23 protein-coding genes and 1 tRNA gene are annotated in these 17,290 nt (G+C 52.6%); 5 read left to right on the forward strand and 19 right to left on the reverse strand.

Annotation, left to right across the window (positions count from 1 at the left end):
- The first annotated feature begins 207 nt into the window (after positions 1-207).
- From QWY30_RS08825 to QWY30_RS08835, 3 genes are all read left to right on the forward strand, one after another.
- Complete coding sequence (locus QWY30_RS08825; RefSeq protein WP_290240205.1) at positions 208-1,107, forward strand: dienelactone hydrolase family protein; 900 nt, start codon at positions 208-210, stop codon at positions 1,105-1,107.
- Positions 1,108-1,202: 95 nt separating this feature from the next.
- Positions 1,203-1,535, forward strand: coding sequence for a c-type cytochrome (locus tag QWY30_RS08830; protein ID WP_290240207.1), 333 nt, complete (start codon positions 1,203-1,205; stop codon positions 1,533-1,535).
- 12 nt (positions 1,536-1,547) lie between these two features.
- Positions 1,548-2,825 (forward strand): NAD(P)/FAD-dependent oxidoreductase, encoded by a 1,278-nt coding sequence (locus tag QWY30_RS08835; RefSeq protein WP_290240209.1) that lies wholly within the window; start codon positions 1,548-1,550, stop codon positions 2,823-2,825.
- Positions 2,826-2,899: 74 nt separating this feature from the next.
- On the opposite strand, the gene QWY30_RS08840 is transcribed toward QWY30_RS08835, so the two are convergent.
- From QWY30_RS08840 to petA, 6 genes are all read right to left on the reverse strand, one after another.
- Positions 2,900-2,975 (reverse strand) — tRNA-Thr (locus QWY30_RS08840).
- 76 nt (positions 2,976-3,051) lie between these two features.
- On the reverse strand, positions 3,052-3,489 hold the full coding sequence (locus tag QWY30_RS08845) for a ClpXP protease specificity-enhancing factor (protein WP_290240211.1): 438 nt from the start codon (positions 3,487-3,489) through the stop codon (positions 3,052-3,054).
- 42 nt (positions 3,490-3,531) lie between these two features.
- A complete protein-coding gene (locus QWY30_RS08850; RefSeq protein ID WP_290197006.1) occupies positions 3,532-4,143 on the reverse strand; it encodes a glutathione S-transferase N-terminal domain-containing protein in 612 nt (203 codons plus the stop codon).
- Positions 4,144-4,232: 89 nt separating this feature from the next.
- On the reverse strand, positions 4,233-5,090 hold the full coding sequence (locus QWY30_RS08855; protein ID WP_290240463.1) for a cytochrome c1: 858 nt from the start codon (positions 5,088-5,090) through the stop codon (positions 4,233-4,235).
- A 19-nt stretch (positions 5,091-5,109) separates the two neighbouring features.
- Positions 5,110-6,489: a cytochrome b gene (locus QWY30_RS08860; RefSeq protein ID WP_290240213.1), complete on the reverse strand. Its 1,380-nt coding sequence runs from the start codon at positions 6,487-6,489 to the stop codon at positions 5,110-5,112.
- Positions 6,490-6,546: 57 nt separating this feature from the next.
- Complete coding sequence (gene petA, locus QWY30_RS08865) at positions 6,547-7,188, reverse strand: ubiquinol-cytochrome c reductase iron-sulfur subunit (RefSeq protein ID WP_290240215.1); 642 nt, start codon at positions 7,186-7,188, stop codon at positions 6,547-6,549.
- A 133-nt stretch (positions 7,189-7,321) separates the two neighbouring features.
- On the opposite strand from petA, the gene mscL reads away from it, so the two are divergent.
- The gene (gene mscL, locus QWY30_RS08870) at positions 7,322-7,771 is read left to right on the forward strand and encodes a large conductance mechanosensitive channel protein MscL (protein WP_290240217.1); all 450 of its coding nucleotides are present in this window, start codon (positions 7,322-7,324) and stop codon (positions 7,769-7,771) included.
- Between the two features lie 16 nt (positions 7,772-7,787).
- Here the strand turns inward: mscL and QWY30_RS08875 are convergent, their stop codons facing one another.
- Positions 7,788-8,546 (reverse strand): Nif3-like dinuclear metal center hexameric protein, encoded by a 759-nt coding sequence (locus QWY30_RS08875; RefSeq protein ID WP_290240219.1) that lies wholly within the window; start codon positions 8,544-8,546, stop codon positions 7,788-7,790.
- A 19-nt stretch (positions 8,547-8,565) separates the two neighbouring features.
- Here QWY30_RS08875 and QWY30_RS08880 point away from each other — a divergent pair, with 19 nt between their 5' ends.
- A complete protein-coding gene (locus tag QWY30_RS08880; protein ID WP_290240221.1) occupies positions 8,566-9,717 on the forward strand; it encodes a trypsin-like peptidase domain-containing protein in 1,152 nt (383 codons plus the stop codon).
- An 8-nt stretch (positions 9,718-9,725) separates the two neighbouring features.
- Here QWY30_RS08880 and QWY30_RS08885 read toward each other — a convergent pair whose 3' ends face one another.
- The 12 genes from QWY30_RS08885 to hisD form a co-directional block, all read right to left on the reverse strand.
- Positions 9,726-10,088 (reverse strand): helix-turn-helix domain-containing protein, encoded by a 363-nt coding sequence (locus QWY30_RS08885; protein WP_290240223.1) that lies wholly within the window; start codon positions 10,086-10,088, stop codon positions 9,726-9,728.
- A gap of 268 nt (positions 10,089-10,356) precedes the next feature.
- Entirely contained in the window at positions 10,357-11,094 is a 738-nt protein-coding gene (gene tatC / locus QWY30_RS08890; protein WP_290240225.1) for a twin-arginine translocase subunit TatC, read from the reverse strand.
- Between the two features lie 47 nt (positions 11,095-11,141).
- Positions 11,142-11,627 (reverse strand): Sec-independent protein translocase protein TatB, encoded by a 486-nt coding sequence (gene tatB / locus QWY30_RS08895; RefSeq protein ID WP_290240226.1) that lies wholly within the window; start codon positions 11,625-11,627, stop codon positions 11,142-11,144.
- A 51-nt stretch (positions 11,628-11,678) separates the two neighbouring features.
- Positions 11,679-11,930 (reverse strand): Sec-independent protein translocase subunit TatA, encoded by a 252-nt coding sequence (tatA, locus tag QWY30_RS08900; protein WP_290240228.1) that lies wholly within the window; start codon positions 11,928-11,930, stop codon positions 11,679-11,681.
- Between the two features lie 14 nt (positions 11,931-11,944).
- Entirely contained in the window at positions 11,945-12,313 is a 369-nt protein-coding gene (locus QWY30_RS08905) for a histidine triad nucleotide-binding protein (RefSeq protein WP_290240229.1), read from the reverse strand.
- Between the two features lie 15 nt (positions 12,314-12,328).
- Positions 12,329-12,691: a phosphoribosyl-ATP diphosphatase gene (locus tag QWY30_RS08910; protein WP_290240231.1), complete on the reverse strand. Its 363-nt coding sequence runs from the start codon at positions 12,689-12,691 to the stop codon at positions 12,329-12,331.
- Positions 12,688-13,113 carry a phosphoribosyl-AMP cyclohydrolase gene (gene hisI / locus QWY30_RS08915; protein WP_290240233.1) on the reverse strand — a complete coding sequence of 142 codons (426 nt, stop codon included), beginning with the start codon at positions 13,111-13,113 and terminating at the stop codon, positions 12,688-12,690. The genes QWY30_RS08910 and hisI overlap by 4 nt, the downstream gene beginning before the upstream one ends.
- A gap of 1 nt (position 13,114) precedes the next feature.
- Positions 13,115-13,918 carry an imidazole glycerol phosphate synthase subunit HisF gene (gene hisF, locus QWY30_RS08920; protein ID WP_290240236.1) on the reverse strand — a complete coding sequence of 268 codons (804 nt, stop codon included), beginning with the start codon at positions 13,916-13,918 and terminating at the stop codon, positions 13,115-13,117.
- Positions 13,915-14,655 carry a 1-(5-phosphoribosyl)-5-[(5-phosphoribosylamino)methylideneamino]imidazole-4-carboxamide isomerase gene (hisA, locus tag QWY30_RS08925; RefSeq protein WP_290240238.1) on the reverse strand — a complete coding sequence of 247 codons (741 nt, stop codon included), beginning with the start codon at positions 14,653-14,655 and terminating at the stop codon, positions 13,915-13,917. Before hisA ends, hisF begins: the two co-directional genes overlap by 4 nt.
- 30 nt (positions 14,656-14,685) lie before the next feature.
- Positions 14,686-15,342, reverse strand: a complete 657-nt coding sequence (hisH, locus tag QWY30_RS08930; protein ID WP_290240241.1) for an imidazole glycerol phosphate synthase subunit HisH — start codon at positions 15,340-15,342, stop codon at positions 14,686-14,688.
- A 3-nt stretch (positions 15,343-15,345) separates the two neighbouring features.
- Positions 15,346-15,933, reverse strand: coding sequence for an imidazoleglycerol-phosphate dehydratase HisB (gene hisB, locus QWY30_RS08935; protein ID WP_290240243.1), 588 nt, complete (start codon positions 15,931-15,933; stop codon positions 15,346-15,348).
- A gap of 38 nt (positions 15,934-15,971) precedes the next feature.
- On the reverse strand, positions 15,972-17,279 hold the full coding sequence (hisD, locus tag QWY30_RS08940) for a histidinol dehydrogenase (protein WP_290240464.1): 1,308 nt from the start codon (positions 17,277-17,279) through the stop codon (positions 15,972-15,974).
- Positions 17,280-17,290 lie beyond the last annotated feature (11 nt).

The following is a 17,290-nucleotide window of genomic DNA, read 5'->3' on the forward strand; positions in this document are numbered from 1 at the left end:
AGTTCTAGCTCGTTTGAAACTTTGATTGAAGTAGGAGTTCTTTTTCTAATGATATCTATATATTACTTTGTTATAAACAAATTTCTCAAAGTAATAAGTAGGTAAAAGTACCTATTTCCCCCTTTAGACTAGGCGAGGCTTACCCTAATATAGAGGCCAGAGCGCTTCATTCGCCCACAAATTAAAATAATACTTAGGAGAGTATGCATGGGTCAGGATCACATCACAGACATCGAGGCCTTGGGTGGCCACTCAACTCGTTCACGCAGAGAGTTTTTGCGTAATACCTCCGCAATCGGAATGGGCTTGGGATTTGCATCTGTCGCACAGCCGACTTTTGCACAAGTCATACAAACTGATTTTGTCGGGATCAAGGCGGGTGAGGAAACAATCGTCGACGGCGATACTGAATTATTTGCATACGTGGCTAGGCCCACCAATGCGAGTGGCGCTCTACCCGTAGTCGTGATCGCGAGTGAAATTTTCGGCGTCCATGAACACATCGCTGACATTGCACGCCGATTTGCCAAGTTAGGTTATCTGGCGATCGCACCCGAATTTTTTACCCGTGCAGGTGATCCATCGGCACTCGGAACGATGGCGGAAATTGTGTCGCAAATCGTTTCAAAAACGCCAGATAAACAAGTCATGTCAGATATCGAGGTGGCGATTAAATGGGCGAGCGCGCATGGAGGAGATCTTAAAAGAATCGGCATGACTGGGTTTTGCTGGGGTGGCCGCATCACGTGGTTAGCCTGCGCGAACATTCCCCAAATACGCGCAGGAGTCGCCTGGTACGGAAGACTGGTGGGAGACAAAAGTGACAACTTTCCCCAGCATCCCGTTGATTTGGCCGATAAACTCACAGCACCCGTACTCGGTTTATACGGTGGAAAGGATACCGGGATCGGACTGGATACTGTGGACAAGATGAAGGCGGCACTCAGCGCGGCAACAGGTAATCAGGCAGCTGCGCAGAGCAGGTTTGAAATCTATCCCGATGCGCCACATGCGTTTCATGCCGATTATCGTGCGACCTACCAACCCGGTCCGGCAAAAGATGGCTGGGAAAAATGTCTGCAATGGTTCAAGAAAAATGGCGTTTAATAGCGTGTGAATTCGAGGGTTAACCTTGATTGCCAAGCGGACATCGTAAAAGAGACGATGACGGGCAATCGTGAAAATGTTTAAGGAGTATGGCTATGCGAAAGTATCTATTGAGAGCAGCGCTTGCGTTATCGGGGGTCTTGGGTTTGGCGATGACTGGCGTCACGCAAGCGCAAGATATTCAAGCGCAGCGTTTATACAACCAGAGTCTCGCCGCGACATGCGCAAACTGCCATGGAACAAACGGAGTGAGTGTGCCGGGTGTCGCGATACCGATGATTCATCAACTCTCGGAATCGGTCATGTATGAACGTCTGATGGAATACAAGTCTGGCAAACGAACCGGGACGATCATGCACCAGCTCGCAAAAGGCTATACCGACGAACAACTCAAAACAATTGCTAGCGTTCTGGGCAAGAAAAATTAAAGGGGTATCAACATGAATCGTCGTCATTTTCTCGGACAAAGCGCAGCCATCGCCGGATTGGCCGTTGGCATAAACGGTCAAGCACATGCGAGCGCGCTGAAATCGGCCCAGATCGTAGTGGTCGGTGCAGGTTATGGTGGTGCGACTGCCGCAAAATACTTGCGCATGATGTCTAACAATACCGCTCAGGTCACCGTGATCGAGCCTAACCCGCAATTCATTTCATGCCCACTCTCTAACCTAGTCGTGGGTGGATCACGCCAAATTAACGAGCTATCAGTTGCCTACGGTGGACTCGAAAAAAATCATGGCGTGAAAATGGTGAAAGATTCGGTCGCAAGCATTGACCAGCAGAAGAAAACGGTTCAGCTGGCATCTGGACAAACAATTAAATATGACAAGCTTGTGCTGTCACCCGGTATCGGTTTGATGATGGACAAGATCGAAGGACTAGATGCGGCCAATAAAGCGGGCGTCACACTGCAGGCCTGGAAAGCAGGCCCTGAGACCGTAGCTTTGCATAAGCAAATCGCAGAAATGCGCGATGGCGGTGTGTATGCGTTGAGTATTCCGCTCGCCCCTTATCGTTGCCCGCCAGGACCTTATGAGCGCGTGTGCCAGGTTGCAAACTACCTGAAGAAAAACAAACCGAAATCAAAAGTGTTGGTGTTTGATGCAAACCAGGACGTGACGTCGAAAGGCAAGTTATTCAAAGAGGCGTGGGCGAAACTTTACCCCGGCATCATTCAATACACGCCTGAGCACAATGTCACGGCGATTGATGCAAAGACACGCACCATCAAATTCGAGGTGCAGGAGGATGTCAAAGCCGACGTGTTGAATATTTTGCCTCCGATGAGTGCGGGAGATTTGATCGTGAAGTCAGGTCTGGCCGATGCGAATGGTCGTTGGTCAAACGTGAACTTTTTGAATTTTGAATCCGCGACGGCCAAAGATATACACATCATCGGTGATTCGATTCAGATCGCTCCAGCAATGCCGAAATCCGGCCACATGGCTAACCAGCATGCCAAGGTGACGGCTGCTGCGATCATTGCTGAACTGAGTGGATTGCCTATCAATCCGCAGCCAGTATTGACCAACACATGCTACAGCTTTGTGAACGATACAGATGTGGTGCACGTTGCCAGCGTTCACCAATATGTCGCCGCTGAAAAGACCTTTAAGACTGTTCCGGGTTCAGGCGGGTTGTCTCCAGAACCCACGGCGCTTGAAGGTACTTACGCTTGGGGATGGGCGAAAAATATCTGGGCAGATAGTCTCGCGTAAAAGAAGGGCTCGGTAGGACTGAGCCGCAAAGAAAAAAGCTGTCAGGTTTGCACCTGACAGCTTTTTTTAATTTGTGGTGCCGGAGAAAGGAATCGAACCCTCGACCTTCTCATTACAAGTGAGCTGCTCTACCAACTGAGCTACTCCGGCGTTTGGCAATCAAGCCAAAACTTCAACAACGGACAGAATTATAAATGATTTGTCGCAAACGTTCTTGCGATATTCATTATTTGACGATAGAAAGTTTTGGACGCTTGTTGTCAGGAGGTTTGGGACCTTCGGAGTCTGGCGTCGCGTGTGAGACTGGCGTAATCGTAGTCGCGCTTTCAGTGGGCTTTTCAGCGGGCTCTGAGGCTTCCACTTCAAAACCCATGCCCGCCCCCGTTTCTCGCGCATAGATCGCGCTGACGGCCGAAATCGGTACATAGAGATCTTCGGTGATGCCACTGAAGCGCGCCTGAAATTCAATCGCTTCATTACCGATCACTAAACGATTAGTGGCTAAAGCACCGATGTTCAGGGTGATTTGGCCATCACGCACATGCGCACGAGGCACCAGAGTGTTGGCATCAACTTGCACAACAATCTGGGGTGTGTAGCCGTTGTCTGTGCACCACTCATGTAGTGCACGGATCATGTACGGTTTAGTGGATGTTTCAGCCATAAGAGGTTTCAGTCTCTAGCGGTTTGAGCAATGTTTCAGCCATTAACGGCGCATGACCTTTTCTGAAGGAGTGAGTGCCTCGATATAGGCGGGACGTGAAAAGATTCGCTCGCCGTATTTTTGAATCGGTGCAGCCGTCTTGGGAAGCTCAATGCCATAGTGATCCAAACGCCACAATAGAGGAGCCATTGCGACGTCCAGCATGGAGAATTCTTCACCGAGCATGTACTTATTCTTGAGCAGCAAAGGTGCGAGTTGCGACAAACGGTCACGAACAGCTGCGCGAGCAATATTAAGTCGCTTCTCATCGCCCCGAATGGAACGGTCTTCGAGTGCGGCGACGTGGATGAACAACTCTTTTTCAAAGTTGTACAAGAACAACCGCGTGCGAGCGCGCATGACAGGATCCGCGGGCATGAGCTGAGGGTGAGGAAAGCGCTCATCGATGTATTCGTTGATGATGTTTGATTCATACAGAATCAGATCACGCTCAACCAGGATCGGCACTTGACCATAGGGATTCATGACAGAAATGTCTTCGGGCTTGTTGTACAAGTCGATGTCACGGATTTCAAAATCCATACCCTTTTCGAACAACACAAAGCGGCAGCGATGTGAGAAAGGGCAGGTGGTTCCGGAGTAAAGGACCATCATGATGGATATCCGTCCTAAAAATAAATACAGATAAAAAAAGCAAAAAGCCAGCGTCTACGTCAAGCAGACGCTGGCCCCAATAAAACGACTTACTTGACGTGTTTCCAGAACGAAGCGTTCAGGCGCCACGCAATCACAAAAAAGATACCAAGGAACAGCAGAACCCAGACACCGATTTGTTTGCGCTTTTGCTGGATAGGCTCTGCCATCCAAGTCATGAAGCCAGTCAAATCCGCCATGTCGCGGTCGTAGGCAGCGGCACGCTGGGGATCAAGCGCCTTGAATTTATGCTCAACCGAAGGCTTGCCAGTATAGTTCGCCAGAGGTTCAGCCTTGGAGACAACATAACCCGCTGGGTCGTATGTGGTGATAATTCGTTCCCAACCTGCAGGCTTGCCGGCTTGCGCGGCAGCTTTTTGCGTTGTCACGACAGTCATTTCACGAGGACCCTGACGCTCCCACAGAACATGTGGCATGCCGGCATTGGGGAATGCTAGGTTATCCCAACCTGTTGGTTTGCTTGTGTCGCGATAGAACGTGCGCAGGTATGTGTAAATGTAGTCCGAGCCGGTTGGGCCTGCATTGATGGACTTGGCGCGTGCCATCAGAGACAAATCTGGAGGCGCAGCGCCAAACCATGCTTTGCCGTCCTTGACAGAGACCGAACCCATCATCAGATCGCCGACTTTCTCGCCTGTGAACAGCAAGCTTTCACGGATTTGCTGGTCGGTCAGACCAATATCCTTGAGCTTGTTGTAGCGCATGGCGGAGGCGCTGTGACAGTTGAGGCAGTAGTTCACAAACAGTTTCGCGCCGTTTTGGAGCGAAGCGATGTCATTGATGCGATTCGGTGCGCGCTCAAGCGGGAAATCTCCGCCTGCGGCGTTCGCGCCGGTGCATGTGATCACTAGGGCAAGAGCACAAAGCAGCTTCTTGATCATGGTCATTCCGTAAATAAAGTTAAGCTCAATGTGCGTGGAACGTGACACGGTCAGGGACCGGCTTGAACGTTCCAAGGCGACTCCAGACAGGCATCAGCAAGAAGAAGCCCAAGTAAATGAGCGTTCCGATCTGAGACATCAGGTTAAAGACGTCGGTCGGAGCTTGCGTACCCAAGTAGCCCAGCACAATAAAGTTCACAAAGAAGATGCCGTAAAGCACTTTGTGCCAACCTGGACGATAGCGAATGGACTTGACTGGGCTGTAATCCAGCCATGGGAGGAAGAACAGCAGCACCACTGCGCCGCCCATGGCGACCACACCCCAGAACTTCGCATCGATCGTACGCAGCAATACAGCCACCACGAGCAACACTACAGGCACGATCAGCTTTGCAATGCCCTTTGTTTTAAAGAACATCACAATCGCAGCTACGACAGCGGCACCGGCCAGAACCCAGGTAAAGTCATCAGTCGTTGCACGTAACATCGAGTAGAAGGGCGTGAAATACCAGACCGGGGCAATGTGAAGCGGTGTCTTAAGTGGATCCGCTGGCAGGAAGTTGTTGAACTCCAGGAAGTAGCCACCCATCTCAGGGGCGAAGAAAATAATCGCCATGAAGATGATGAAAAAGCCGGCCACACCAAGAATGTCGTGAACAGTGTAGTAAGGATGGAAAGGTATCCCATCCAGCGGACGTCCATGCTTGTCTTTCTTGGCTTTGATGTCCACGCCATCGGGGTTGTTGGAGCCGACTTCGTGCAACGCGATCACGTGCGCGGCAACCAGACCCAGAAGAACCAAGGGGATCGCGATCACGTGGAAAGCAAAAAAGCGATTCAATGTTGCATCTGAAACCACGTAGTCGCCGCGAATCCAGATGGACAGTTCAGGCCCAATGAAAGGAATGGCAGAAAACAGGTTGACGATCACCTGAGCGCCCCAGAAGGACATCTGTCCCCAGGGGAGGAGGTAACCGAAAAACGCCTCGGCCATCAGGCAGAGGAAAATACCTACACCGAAAATCCAGACCAGTTCGCGGGGTTTGCGATAGGAGCCGTAAATGAGTGCGCGCGTCATGTGGAGATAAACGACGATGAAGAACATCGACGCGCCCGTCGAGTGCATGTAGCGGATAAACCAGCCGCCTGGCACTTCACGCATGATGTATTCAACAGACTGGAACGCGTACTGCGCGTCGGGTTTGTAATGCATGACGAGGAAAATACCTGTCACGATCTGCAACACCAGTACGAGCAGTGAGAGTGAACCAAAGAAATACCAAAAATTGAAATTTTTGGGTGCGTAGTACTCGGACAAGTGCGCCTTGTAGCTAGACGTCAGCGGAAAGCGACGGTCTATCCATCCTAGCAGTCCGGTCGTTTCGACGGATTTTTCGCCAGCCATGAAACGGCTCCTTTACTTTAATCAGTGTCGCGATGTGCGTTGTTAATCAAAGGCCGATCAGGCCTTGTTGTCCTCGTCAACACCGATAATGATTTTGGTGTCGCTCAGGTATTGGTACGGTGGCACTTCGAGGTTATCTGGCGCAGGTTTGTTTTTGTAAACACGACCGGCCATATCGAACGTCGAACCATGGCATGGGCACAGGAAGCCGCCATCCCAGTTGTTGGGTAGGCTAGGCTGCGGTCCCGTCTGGAATTTCGGCGTCGGTGAGCAACCGAGGTGCGTGCAAATACCGACCGTCACAAAAATATCGGGTTTGCGCGAACGCCATTCGTTTTTGGCGTAAGGGGGCGTCACACCTGGGCGATTGGAATCCGGATCTGCGAGGTCCGGATCGTTTTGCTTGAGCGTGCCAAGTTGTTCTTTGGTACGGTGAATCACCCAGACGGGTTTACCGCGCCATTCGACAGTGCGCATCTCGCCCGGGGCGATGGTGCTGATGTCGACTTCGACGGGGGCGCCTGCGGCGCGGGCCTTTTCTGAGGGCGCAAATGTGCTTACGAAGGGAACAGCTAAAGCGGCTCCGGCGACACCACCTACGGCACAGGTCGTGCCGATCCAGAAGCGGCGCGAAGGGTCGGCGGGCAGGGTTGGGGGAACCGCGCCTTCGTCGTCATGCAGAATCGAATCCTGACTCATCTTCCTATCCTTATTGCAGCCAACACGTTCGAGCGGACGTGCTGAAGACTGGTTCACACCAAACTTGTTACAAATTTTCTAACCTCTTATTATAGCCCTACGATGCACACACTTTCATCATGGGAATCAAGAAATGAATCAAGCTCGAGGATTTTTAAAGGAATTTCGCGCCTTCGCAGTTCGGGGCAACGTTGTTGACCTTGCAATCGGTGTGATTGTGGGTGCTGCGTTTAGCAAAATTGTGGACTCGCTGGTCAAAGACATTGTGATGCCGATCGTGAACTTTTTGGTCGGAGGCGCGATGGATTTCAGCAACAAATTCTTTGTGTTGTCGCGCCCGGTCGATTATGCAGGTCCTGAAACGTACGCTGATCTGACAAAGGCAGGTGCGACTGTTTTTGCCTGGGGTAACTTTGTCACCATCGTCATTAACTTTATTTTGCTGGCGTTTGTGATTTTCTGGATGGTCAAGGCAATCAATACCGCCCGCAGCAAAATGGATCTGGAGGCTCAGGCCGAACCACCCAAAACGCCTGAGGATGTGCTCCTTTTAAGAGAAATTCGTGATTCTTTAAAGAAATAGAACACATAATCGCTACTTAAACCGGATTGTCGATATCAACGAAATCGACTCGAATGCCGAATGTGTCCTGGATGGCGGCGCCTAGCGCCTGGACACCATAGCGCTCAGTTGCATGGTGTCCGGCGCTGATGAAGCCAACATTGGCTTCTCGTGCCAGATGCACGGTAGGTTCAGAGATTTCACCAGTGATGAAAATCTGGGCGCCTGCGTCAATCGCATGCGTCAGCATGCTTTGAGCCGCACCAGTGCACCAGGCCATGCGGCCGGCAGGCATGCCCGCATCGCCGATCACTTGCGGGACTCGACCCAGGGCTTTTTCAACGCTGGCAGCCACCTCGCCTAGCGTGCGCGCACCTGGCATGTGACCCAGCCAAATCAGGTTGCCTGGTCCAGCGGTTTCATTTGAGGGTATTAAGCCAAGAACCCGAGCGAGCTGGGCATTGTTGCCAAGTTCTGGGTGGGCATCGAGAGGCAGATGGTAAGCAATCAGGTTGATATCACTGGCAAGAATGCTGGCCAGCCGGCTTTTGCGTGTACCGAGCACCCGGGAGTCTTCGCCCTTCCAGAACCATCCGTGATGGACAAGTAACGCATCGGCGCCCCGTTCAGTGGCCACGTCAATCAAGGCCTGACTCGCCGTCACACCCGCGATAATATGAGAGATTGTTGATTTGCCTTCAACCTGCAAGCCGTTCGGGCAGTAATCGCTGAAGGACGTGGCATTGAGTTTGGTGTCGAGCCAAGCGCAAAGCTCGCGAGTTGCAATCGATTTCATTATTTTCCCTGGTAGCAAGATGCGTCGTATTTGGCTGATATTCGCTCAGACCGTCACGGTATGTTTAGCGATTTTATTCGTGGTGGTGACTTTGCGTCCGGATTGGTTGCGTTCGACCAGTACCCAAACAAGTCATATGGTCGCGCCGAGTGTCTCACCTGCAGCTGTTCAGTCGCAAGCGCCTGGTTCTTACGCGGATGCCGTATCAAGAGCTGCCCCTGCGGTTGTCAACATCCACACAAAAAAACGCATTGAAGTGTCGCGTCTACCGCTCCCACAAGATCCAGTGTTACGACATTTTTTTGAGCAGATGCCTGGCTTCAAGCAAGAGCAGGAATCAACCAGTCTGGGCTCAGGTGTCATCGTCTCCGCACAAGGCCATGTCGTAACGAATTTTCACGTGGTGGAGGGCGCAGACGAAATCGTCGTCGCGCTGCGCGATGGTCGCCAATCACGCGCGAAAACAATCGGTATTGATCCTGAATCTGATCTCGCCGTATTGCAAGTCTCACTCACTGATCTGCCGGTCCTCCCATTTGATGTTGCAAATTCGCCTCGTGTCGGTGATGTCGTGTTGGCAATTGGCAACCCTTTTGGTGTCGGACAAACCGTCACAATGGGTGTCGTCTCTGCATTAGGTCGTGCTGGGTTGGGAATCAATACATATGAAAATTTTATCCAGACCGATGCAGCGATTAACCCAGGTAATTCAGGCGGTGCCTTGATTGATACGCTGGGTCGCTTAATTGGGATCAATACCGCTATTTATTCCAAGTCTGGCGGATCGCTTGGGATTGGTTTCGCGATCCCTGCGCAAGCGGCTCAAATGGTTGTAGGGCAAATTGTGCGCAATGGTTTTGTCAGTCGTGGCTGGCTGGGTATCGAAACTCAGGATGTCACACCGGATTTAGCCAAGGCATTTAAATTGTCCACTCCGGAGGGGGTCATCGTCGCAAGCGTGATGCGCGATGGGCCAGGCGCCAAAGGTGGCCTGAAGGTGGGTGACATTATCCTGAAGTTGGATGGAGAGCCTGCTGCCAGTACACCCAGGGTCATGACCTCCTTGGCATCCAAGGCGCCAGGTACCCGGGTGTCTCTGGAGATTTATCGAAACGGGCGAGCGCAAACACTGTCGCTCACCCTGGGACAGCGACCTGTCAGGCCGCGTTAGCTTGAAAATTAAGAGGCAGCTGGAGGGTTCGTGCCGGAAACGCCCGTGGCTTCGGTGTCTGTGCCTGGAGGATGTTCGACGAAAAGATTTTCTGCTTGCGTCAGCAGGGGGCGTCGGATCGCTGGACGCAGATGATGGAAAATTTCCTGTAATCGTGCTTCATCATCATCGGCGGTGTAGAACCAGCTCACGGGCATCTTGAGGATTTCGGCCACTTTGCACATCAACTGATAGTCAGGTGAGTGCTTGCCTCGCTCATACTGATTCATCCGGGCGCTGGCAGACATAGGATCGATCCCGGCAAGTTTGCCGAGTTTTTCTTGCGATAACCCTGCGCGGAGGCGGGCTTGTTTGAGACGGTGAGCGAGCACAGTGGTCCCTTTGAAGTTCTTGCTGCTTGAATATAAAAACAAATTGGCAGGTCTACAAGAGGCGATACCCGAAGCCAAAGCCATAATGTTAAATTTAGAAAACGCCAGAAGATATACCTTTCCAGCAACGTTCACAACATATTTTTTGTAAGATTTCTTGAGCGTCTTTGGTAGATAAGCGTAAACAGACCTACCAAAAAGAGTGGTTCCATACGCTGTAAGTACTATCTTTAGGTTTTTTGCAGCGAAGTTGTATTTTCAACTTTTTTCAAATTGTGGAATCGGTTGCTTCGGGTTTTGTTTCTTCGGATCGTGGTTTGATGCCGCGCGCCAATAAGATTCCGATTTCATACAGCACACATAAAGGCACTGCCAGTAAAAACTGGCTCACAACATCGGGAGGCGTGACGACAGCCGCGATGATGAAAGCGCCCACAATCACATAACCCCGCGCTTGCTTGAGCTGCGCAATGGTAACGATGTTCATCCGTACCAGAAGAATGACCGCGACAGGGACTTCAAACGTAATGCCAAAGGCCAGAAACATCGTCATGACGAAGCCCAGATAGGCCTCGATATCCGGAGCGGGCGTGATCGACTGTGGTGCGAACGAAGCAATAAAACTAAACACTGTTTTAAAAACAACGAAGTAGCAAAACGCCATACCTGCCAGAAAAAGCAAGGAGCTCGAAACGATCAGTGGCAAAGCTAAGCGTTGTTCATGACGGTAGAGACCGGGTGCGACGAAGGCCCAGACCTGATAGAGCACGACAGGAAGTGACACCACAAAGGCCGCCATCATCGTGACCTTGACTGGAACCATGAAGGGTGTAATGACCCCTGTAGCGATCATGCGGGTGCCGTCAGGTAAAGAGGCAAGCATTGGGGCGGCCAACAAGTCGTAAATCGCCGAAGCCCCAGGGTACATGAACAAAACGATAAAGACGGCAAGCATCGTGCCGACGGCGCGCAAAAGGCGCGTACGCAATTCCACGAGGTGTGACATGAAACTTTCGCCACCCTGGGGGTTATCTTGTGAATGCTCTTCAGTACTCAAGTTTTTGATCCGGACGAAGTCTCTGGGGTGGCTGCGGCCGTAGTCGTGGCACTGGGGCGTATATCTGCAGCGCGCACAGCATCGATTTCAAGTTGCGCTGGTGCGGGAGGCGGTGTAGGGGCTTGCGCTGTAGTCGCTGGCGTGCTGGCAGCATCAGGTGAGCCAAGCGGTGTTTTCAGCTCATTGAGCGTGGACATCGTTGACTGTTCAAAAGCCTCAAGCGGTTGACGCAACGCAGTCTCGGTGTTTTGAATGCTCGATTTCACGCTTTGCGCGGCATCTTGCATCTGTTCTTTGAGTTTGCGCAACTCATCGAGTTCGATCTCGCGCTGGATGTCGGATTTGACATCCCCAACATAGCGTTGCGCGCGACCCACCAAGTGACCAATGGTCCGGGCGACCTTCGGCAAACGTTCGGGGCCAATCACGATGAGCGCGACCACCCCGATCACGAGCAATTCAGTAAAGCTGATGTCAAACATGGTGATAAAAGGGCCAGATAGACTCAGCTAGAAGGAAATCAGGAAAAGCGCTCAATGTGTGCTGGACTTTTCTTTAGCTTGCACATCAATCGTTTCGTTTGAGGCGACACGCTGTGCAGGCGCGGCTTCCGCTGCCGCGGTTGTCGCATCAGCTTCTTTGGCGTTTGGGTCTTTCATCCCCTCTTTGAAACCTTTGACGGCACCACCAAGATCGGCGCCTATATTGCGGATTTTTTTGGTGCCAAACACCAGTGCCACAATAACCAGAACAATCAACCAATGCCAGATACTAAAAGTGCCCATGACGGTTCTCCGAATTAGGCCACGGTGGGGGCTGGCCCTTTCCAGGGACGACTACCACCGTAAATATGAAAATGGAGGTGCAAAACCTCTTGACCACCTTCGACACCGGAGTTGGCCATCAAGCGAAAACCGCCGGATGGTCCGGGATTGCAGCCGTTGTCGAGCGCGATTTGAGGTACCTTGGATAGCATTCTACCTAACCAAACGGCATCTTCGGGATTAATCTCTTGCATTGAGACAATATGCCGTTTGGGGACCATTAGCAAATGAACTGGCGCGGCAGGGTTGATATCGTGAAAGACCAGGCAATCCTCGTCTTCGTGCACGATTTTTGCCGGCAATTCGCCTCGCACAATCTTGCAAAATACGCAGTGTTCACTCATGAAATCTTTGGATCCTCAAGGGTTTTTCAAGCGCGAAGCTTTTTCCTGCAGTCCTGAGACACCTTCGCGTCGGGCTAATTCTGCCACGACTTGTTCGGGACGCAGACCATTTTCTGTCAATACCACTAGACAGTGAAACCATAAATCAGCCATTTCGGACACGATCCGCTCTGGTTGCCCGTCCTTGGCGGCCATGACAAGCTCGGTTGCTTCTTCGCCGATTTTTTTAAGCGCAGCATCCGGGCCTTTGGAAAATAGTTTGGCAACGTAGGAAACAGCCGGATCTCCGCCACGGCTGGGTAGTCGGGTTTCCAGAAGATCGGCGATGCGGGAAATCACCCATTCGGAAACGTCAGGAGTCGCGTTGTCTTTGTTCATTTGTAGATGAGTTCGGGGTCTTTAAGGACTGGATCGACGATGACCCACTGTGAGCTTGGACTATTTTCTGCGCCCGCAACATGGTCCAGCCTGCGGTAGAAGCAGCTTGCGCGACCCGTGTGGCAGGCGATGGCACCAATTTGTTCGACTTTGAGCAACAGCACATCTCCATCGCAGTCCAAGCGCAGCTCAAGCAGGCGCTGCACGTGACCGGATTCTTCGCCTTTGCGCCATAAGCGATTCCGCGAACGCGACCAAAAGACTGCTCGCCCTGTCGCCACTGTCTCTGCAAGCGACTCTGCATTCATCCATGCCACCATCAAAATTTGACCGGTCTGCGCATCCTGAGAGATCGCAGGGATCAAACCTTGGGCGTCAAAATGAACTTCTTCAAGCCATGCGGGAAGCTGAGGTGTGGTCATCTCAGCCGATCCTGACGGGAATACCTTGGCGCGCCATAAATTCTTTGGCCTGACCAACGGTGTATTCACCATAATGAAAGATGCTCGCTGCCAGAACGGCACTGGCACCGCCGATCGTGACCCCGTCCGCAAGGTGCTGGAGATTACCGACGCCACCAGAGGCGATCACAGGGACCGAGACGGCATCAGATACTTGGCGCGTCAGTTCGAGATCGAAACCAGCTTTAGTACCATCGCGATCCATACTGGTCAGAAGAATTTCACCTGCGCCATATTCAGCCATTTGACGGGCCCAGGCAACGGCATCGATCCCTGTGCCGCGCCGACCACCGTGCGTAAAGACTTCCCAGCGCGGTGTTTCGCTATCAGCAACACGCCGCGCATCAATCGCGACAACGATGCATTGGGAGCCGTGATAATCCGAGGCGGCGCGCACGAGCTCCGGGTTGGCAACGGCAGCGCTGTTCATTGAAATTTTGTCAGCGCCCGCGTTGAGCAGACGCTGGATATCGCTCACTTGCCGCACGCCGCCACCTACTGTGAGCGGGATAAAGACTTGAGAGGCGACTTGTTCGATGATGGGGAGAATCAGATCGCGTCCATCGCTTGTCGCAGTGATGTCCAGAAAAGTCAGTTCATCCGCGCCTTGTTCGTTGTAGCGGTGTGCGATCTCGACTGGATCGCCAGCATCCATCAGCTGAACAAAATTAACGCCCTTGACCACGCGACCCGCTGTGACATCCAAACAAGGAATGATTCGACGTGTCAGTTCGCTCAGGGTCCCGGGCGTTTGTTTAATTGTCATGGCGCAAGTTCATCCGCGCGTTTTTGCGCGGCTTCGAAATCAAGCGTACCTTCGTAAATGCTGCGGCCAAGAATAGCGCCTTCGATCCCTTCTTCTTCAACCGCGCAGAGGGCATCGATGTCGCGCATATCGGTGACGCCGCCTGAGGCGATCACTGGAATACGAACGTGCTGGGCCAGTCGAACAGTGGCTTCGATATTGACGCCTGAGAGCATGCCGTCACGACCGATGTCCGTATAGATGATAGCTTCGCAGCCATAGTCCTCGAATTTTTTGGCAAGATCTGTCACGTCATGTTTGGTGAGTTTGCTCCAGCCATCCGTCGCAACCTTGCCATCCCGGGCATCGAGTCCAACGATGATGTTCCCGGGAAACGCACCGCAAGCATCGTGTAAAAAGCCAGGATTTTTGACCGCGGCTGTACCGATGATGACGTAGGAAATACCAAAGTCGAGGTAGCGTTCGATCGTGTCTAGATCGCGAATGCCTCCACCGATCTGAACGGGAATATCGTCTCCCACCGCACCCACAATCGCTTTAATCAGCGCTTCATTTTTGGGTTTGCCGGCGACAGCACCATTGAGGTCGACCAAATGCAGGCGCCGCGCGCCACGCTCGAGCCAGTGCGTCGCCATGGCTGTGGGGTCTTCGGAGAAGATGGTTGCATCATCGAGGTCGCCTTGGCGAAGTCTGACACATTGTCCGTCTTTGAGGTCAATTGCGGGGATCAGCAGCATTGTCTTTTGTGATCAGTCACTTTCAGGTTGTTAAGGTTGCCAGTCTACAAAATTTCGATACAGACGCAAACCATGATCGGCACTTTTCTCTGGATGAAACTGTACGGCAAAGATGTTATCTCGTGCCACAGCGCAGGCGAAGGGACCGCCGTAGTTGCTTTCACCTACGATGAGGGCAGAGTCAGACGGAACAGCATAGTAACTATGTACAAAATAAAAAGGCGTCGCATCGGGGATGCCCGACCAAAGTTTGTGCGTGCGCACCTGGTGGACTGGATTCCATCCCATGTGTGGAACTTTCAGACGGTCCGTGTGGTTGCGCGTGTCGGATGTCGGCGCATCGAACGCGGGTCCTTTGAAGCGCTTCACCTCGCCTTTGAAAATACCGAGACTCACAGTGTTGCCCTCTTCGCTGCGTTCGAACAACATCTGTTCACCCACGCACACACCAAGCAGAGGCTTGGTTGCTGCAGCCCGTAACACGGCATCGCGCAACCCCGCTTCATCAAGTGTGCGGATACAGTCGGCCATCGCACCTTGTCCGGGAAACACAACTCGGTCAGCGGCATCGATTTCAGTGGCGAGCTTGCATAAACGAATATCGGCTTCCGGCGCTGCGTGTCGTAGCGCGCGCTCAACAGAGTGATAGTTCCCCATGCCGTAGTCGACAATGGCAATTGAAGTCATGACTTAAAGCACACCTTTCGTGGATGGCACGACACCCGCAATACGGGGATCTAATTCGAGCGCCATACGCAGCGCGCGACCCGTTGCTTTGAAGATGGTCTCGCACTGATGGTGCGCATTGACGCCGCGCAAGTTGTCGATATGCATGGTCAGCAAGGCATGGTTGACCAGACCCTGAAAAAACTCGATAGTCAGGTCGACATCGAAATCACCCACACGTGCACGCGTGAAAGGGACATGAAACTGTAAGCCTGGGCGTCCCGAAAAATCTACAACCACGCGAGACAGCGCTTCATCCAGAGGAACATAAGCATGTCCATAGCGGCGAATGCCAGCTTTGTCTCCCACCGCCTTGGCAATGGCCATGCCCAGCGTGATGCCGACATCCTCGACGGTGTGATGCGCATCGATGTGCAGATCGCCCTCGGCATGAACCTCGAGATCGATCAAGCCGTGTCGTGCGATCTGATCAAGCATGTGGTCCAGAAAAGGAACACCCGTGTTGAGCTTCTGGCGACCAGTGCCGTCCAGATTGATCGCGACGCGGATGCGCGTCTCGTTGGTATTGCGGGTAATTTCTGCGGTACGCATAGGGATGTACTCGAATGTACTTTATAGCTCAGGATTGTCTATTGTATGTTGGTCAAGCGGTAACGTGCGCTGGCAGCGTGAGCCTGAAGGCCTTCACCGAGGGCAAGCTCGTTTGCCACTTTGCCTAGCGTTTGGGCGCCAGCCGCAGAGACATGAATCAAACTGGATCGTTTTTGAAAGTCATACACGCCTAGCGGGGATGAGAATCTTGCTGTGCGCGAAGTTGGCAAGACGTGATTGGGACCCGCACAATAGTCTCCCAGTGCTTCAGAACTGTGACGCCCCATAAAAATTGCGCCTGCGTGGCGTAATGCCGGTAGCAATGCGTCTGGATTTTCACAGGAGACTTCGAGGTGTTCGGGTGCGATGTTGTTGCTGATGTCACAGGCCTCTTGGAGGTCGCGCACCAAAATCAAGGCACCACGGTCACGCAAACTGGTGCGGATAATTTCCGCACGGGGCATGGTCGGCAAGAGCTTTTCGATCGAGGCCTCAACAGCGTCCAGGTATTGCGCATCCGGACATAACAGAATGGCCTGGGCGAGCTCATCGTGCTCAGCCTGGGAAAACAGGTCCATCGCGATCCAGTCCGAGGGTGTTTTACCATCGCAAATGACCAAAATTTCGCTTGGACCCGCGATCATGTCGATGCCAACCGTTCCAAAGACGCGTCTTTTGGCTGCGGCAACATAGGCATTGCCGGGACCGACGATTTTGTCGACAGCTGGAATGGTCGCAGTCCCATAAGCGAGCGCACCAACTGCCTGTGCTCCACCAATGGCAAAGCAGCGATCCACCCCCGCGATCGCGGCGGCAGCCAACACCATGGCATTGCGCTGCCCGCCCGGGGTGGGCGTGACCATGATCACTTCGCTCACGCCGGCAACTTTGGCAGGGATGGTGTTCATCAGTACAGACGAGGGGTAGGATGCCTTACCTCCTGGCACGTACAGACCCACTCTGTCCAGTGGCGTGATTTGCTGACCGAGACGCGTGCCATCGGCTTCGGTGTAGGTCCAGCTTTCTTGTCTTTGATGAGCGTGATAAGTTTTCACACGCTGAGCAGCAATTTCAAGGGCTTCGCGCTGAGCGCCGGGAAGGTTGGCGAGTGCTGACTCCCACTCGCGACGTGGAATTTCGAGGGCTGCGACTGAATCAACGTCGACATGATCGAATTGACGTGTAAAGCGCAGCAGTGCGTTGTCGCCTTCGCGACGAACCTGTTGAAGGATACTGGCAGCTGCGGCATCAATAGCATCATCCTGCTCGGCATCAACAGCCAGCAGATCGGACAGGGTTGCTTGAAACTCGGGATCGCGTGAGTCCAGACGTGTGATTGTAGGCATCATCAAAGAAC

It is taken from the genome of Zwartia panacis, assembly GCF_030410395.1.
Classification (GTDB): Bacteria; Pseudomonadota; Gammaproteobacteria; order Burkholderiales; family Burkholderiaceae_B; genus Zwartia; species Zwartia panacis.

Bases quoted from the DNA above. Each gene is read 5' to 3' on its own strand.
- QWY30_RS08825 (WP_290240205.1), top strand. From the start codon at position 208: ATGGGTCAGGATCACATCACAGACATCGAGGCCTTGGGTGGCCACTCA.
- QWY30_RS08830 (WP_290240207.1), top strand. From the start codon at position 1,203: ATGCGAAAGTATCTATTGAGAGCAGCGCTTGCGTTATCGGGGGTCTTG.
- QWY30_RS08835 (WP_290240209.1), top strand. From the start codon at position 1,548: ATGAATCGTCGTCATTTTCTCGGACAAAGCGCAGCCATCGCCGGATTG.
- QWY30_RS08845 (WP_290240211.1), bottom strand. From the start codon at position 3,489: ATGGCTGAAACATCCACTAAACCGTACATGATCCGTGCACTACATGAG.
- QWY30_RS08850 (WP_290197006.1), bottom strand. From the start codon at position 4,143: ATGATGGTCCTTTACTCCGGAACCACCTGCCCTTTCTCACATCGCTGC.
- QWY30_RS08855 (WP_290240463.1), bottom strand. From the start codon at position 5,090: ATGACCATGATCAAGAAGCTGCTTTGTGCTCTTGCCCTAGTGATCACA.
- QWY30_RS08860 (WP_290240213.1), bottom strand. From the start codon at position 6,489: ATGGCTGGCGAAAAATCCGTCGAAACGACCGGACTGCTAGGATGGATA.
- petA (WP_290240215.1), bottom strand. From the start codon at position 7,188: ATGAGTCAGGATTCGATTCTGCATGACGACGAAGGCGCGGTTCCCCCA.
- mscL (WP_290240217.1), top strand. From the start codon at position 7,322: ATGAATCAAGCTCGAGGATTTTTAAAGGAATTTCGCGCCTTCGCAGTT.
- QWY30_RS08875 (WP_290240219.1), bottom strand. From the start codon at position 8,546: ATGAAATCGATTGCAACTCGCGAGCTTTGCGCTTGGCTCGACACCAAA.
- QWY30_RS08880 (WP_290240221.1), top strand. From the start codon at position 8,566: ATGCGTCGTATTTGGCTGATATTCGCTCAGACCGTCACGGTATGTTTA.
- tatC (WP_290240225.1), bottom strand. From the start codon at position 11,094: ATGTCACACCTCGTGGAATTGCGTACGCGCCTTTTGCGCGCCGTCGGC.
- tatB (WP_290240226.1), bottom strand. From the start codon at position 11,627: ATGTTTGACATCAGCTTTACTGAATTGCTCGTGATCGGGGTGGTCGCG.
- tatA (WP_290240228.1), bottom strand. From the start codon at position 11,930: ATGGGCACTTTTAGTATCTGGCATTGGTTGATTGTTCTGGTTATTGTG.
- QWY30_RS08905 (WP_290240229.1), bottom strand. From the start codon at position 12,313: ATGAGTGAACACTGCGTATTTTGCAAGATTGTGCGAGGCGAATTGCCG.
- QWY30_RS08910 (WP_290240231.1), bottom strand. From the start codon at position 12,691: ATGAACAAAGACAACGCGACTCCTGACGTTTCCGAATGGGTGATTTCC.
- hisI (WP_290240233.1), bottom strand. From the start codon at position 13,113: ATGACCACACCTCAGCTTCCCGCATGGCTTGAAGAAGTTCATTTTGAC.
- hisF (WP_290240236.1), bottom strand. From the start codon at position 13,918: ATGACAATTAAACAAACGCCCGGGACCCTGAGCGAACTGACACGTCGA.
- hisA (WP_290240238.1), bottom strand. From the start codon at position 14,655: ATGCTGCTGATCCCCGCAATTGACCTCAAAGACGGACAATGTGTCAGA.
- hisH (WP_290240241.1), bottom strand. From the start codon at position 15,342: ATGACTTCAATTGCCATTGTCGACTACGGCATGGGGAACTATCACTCT.
- hisB (WP_290240243.1), bottom strand. From the start codon at position 15,933: ATGCGTACCGCAGAAATTACCCGCAATACCAACGAGACGCGCATCCGC.
- hisD (WP_290240464.1), bottom strand. From the start codon at position 17,279: ATGCCTACAATCACACGTCTGGACTCACGCGATCCCGAGTTTCAAGCA.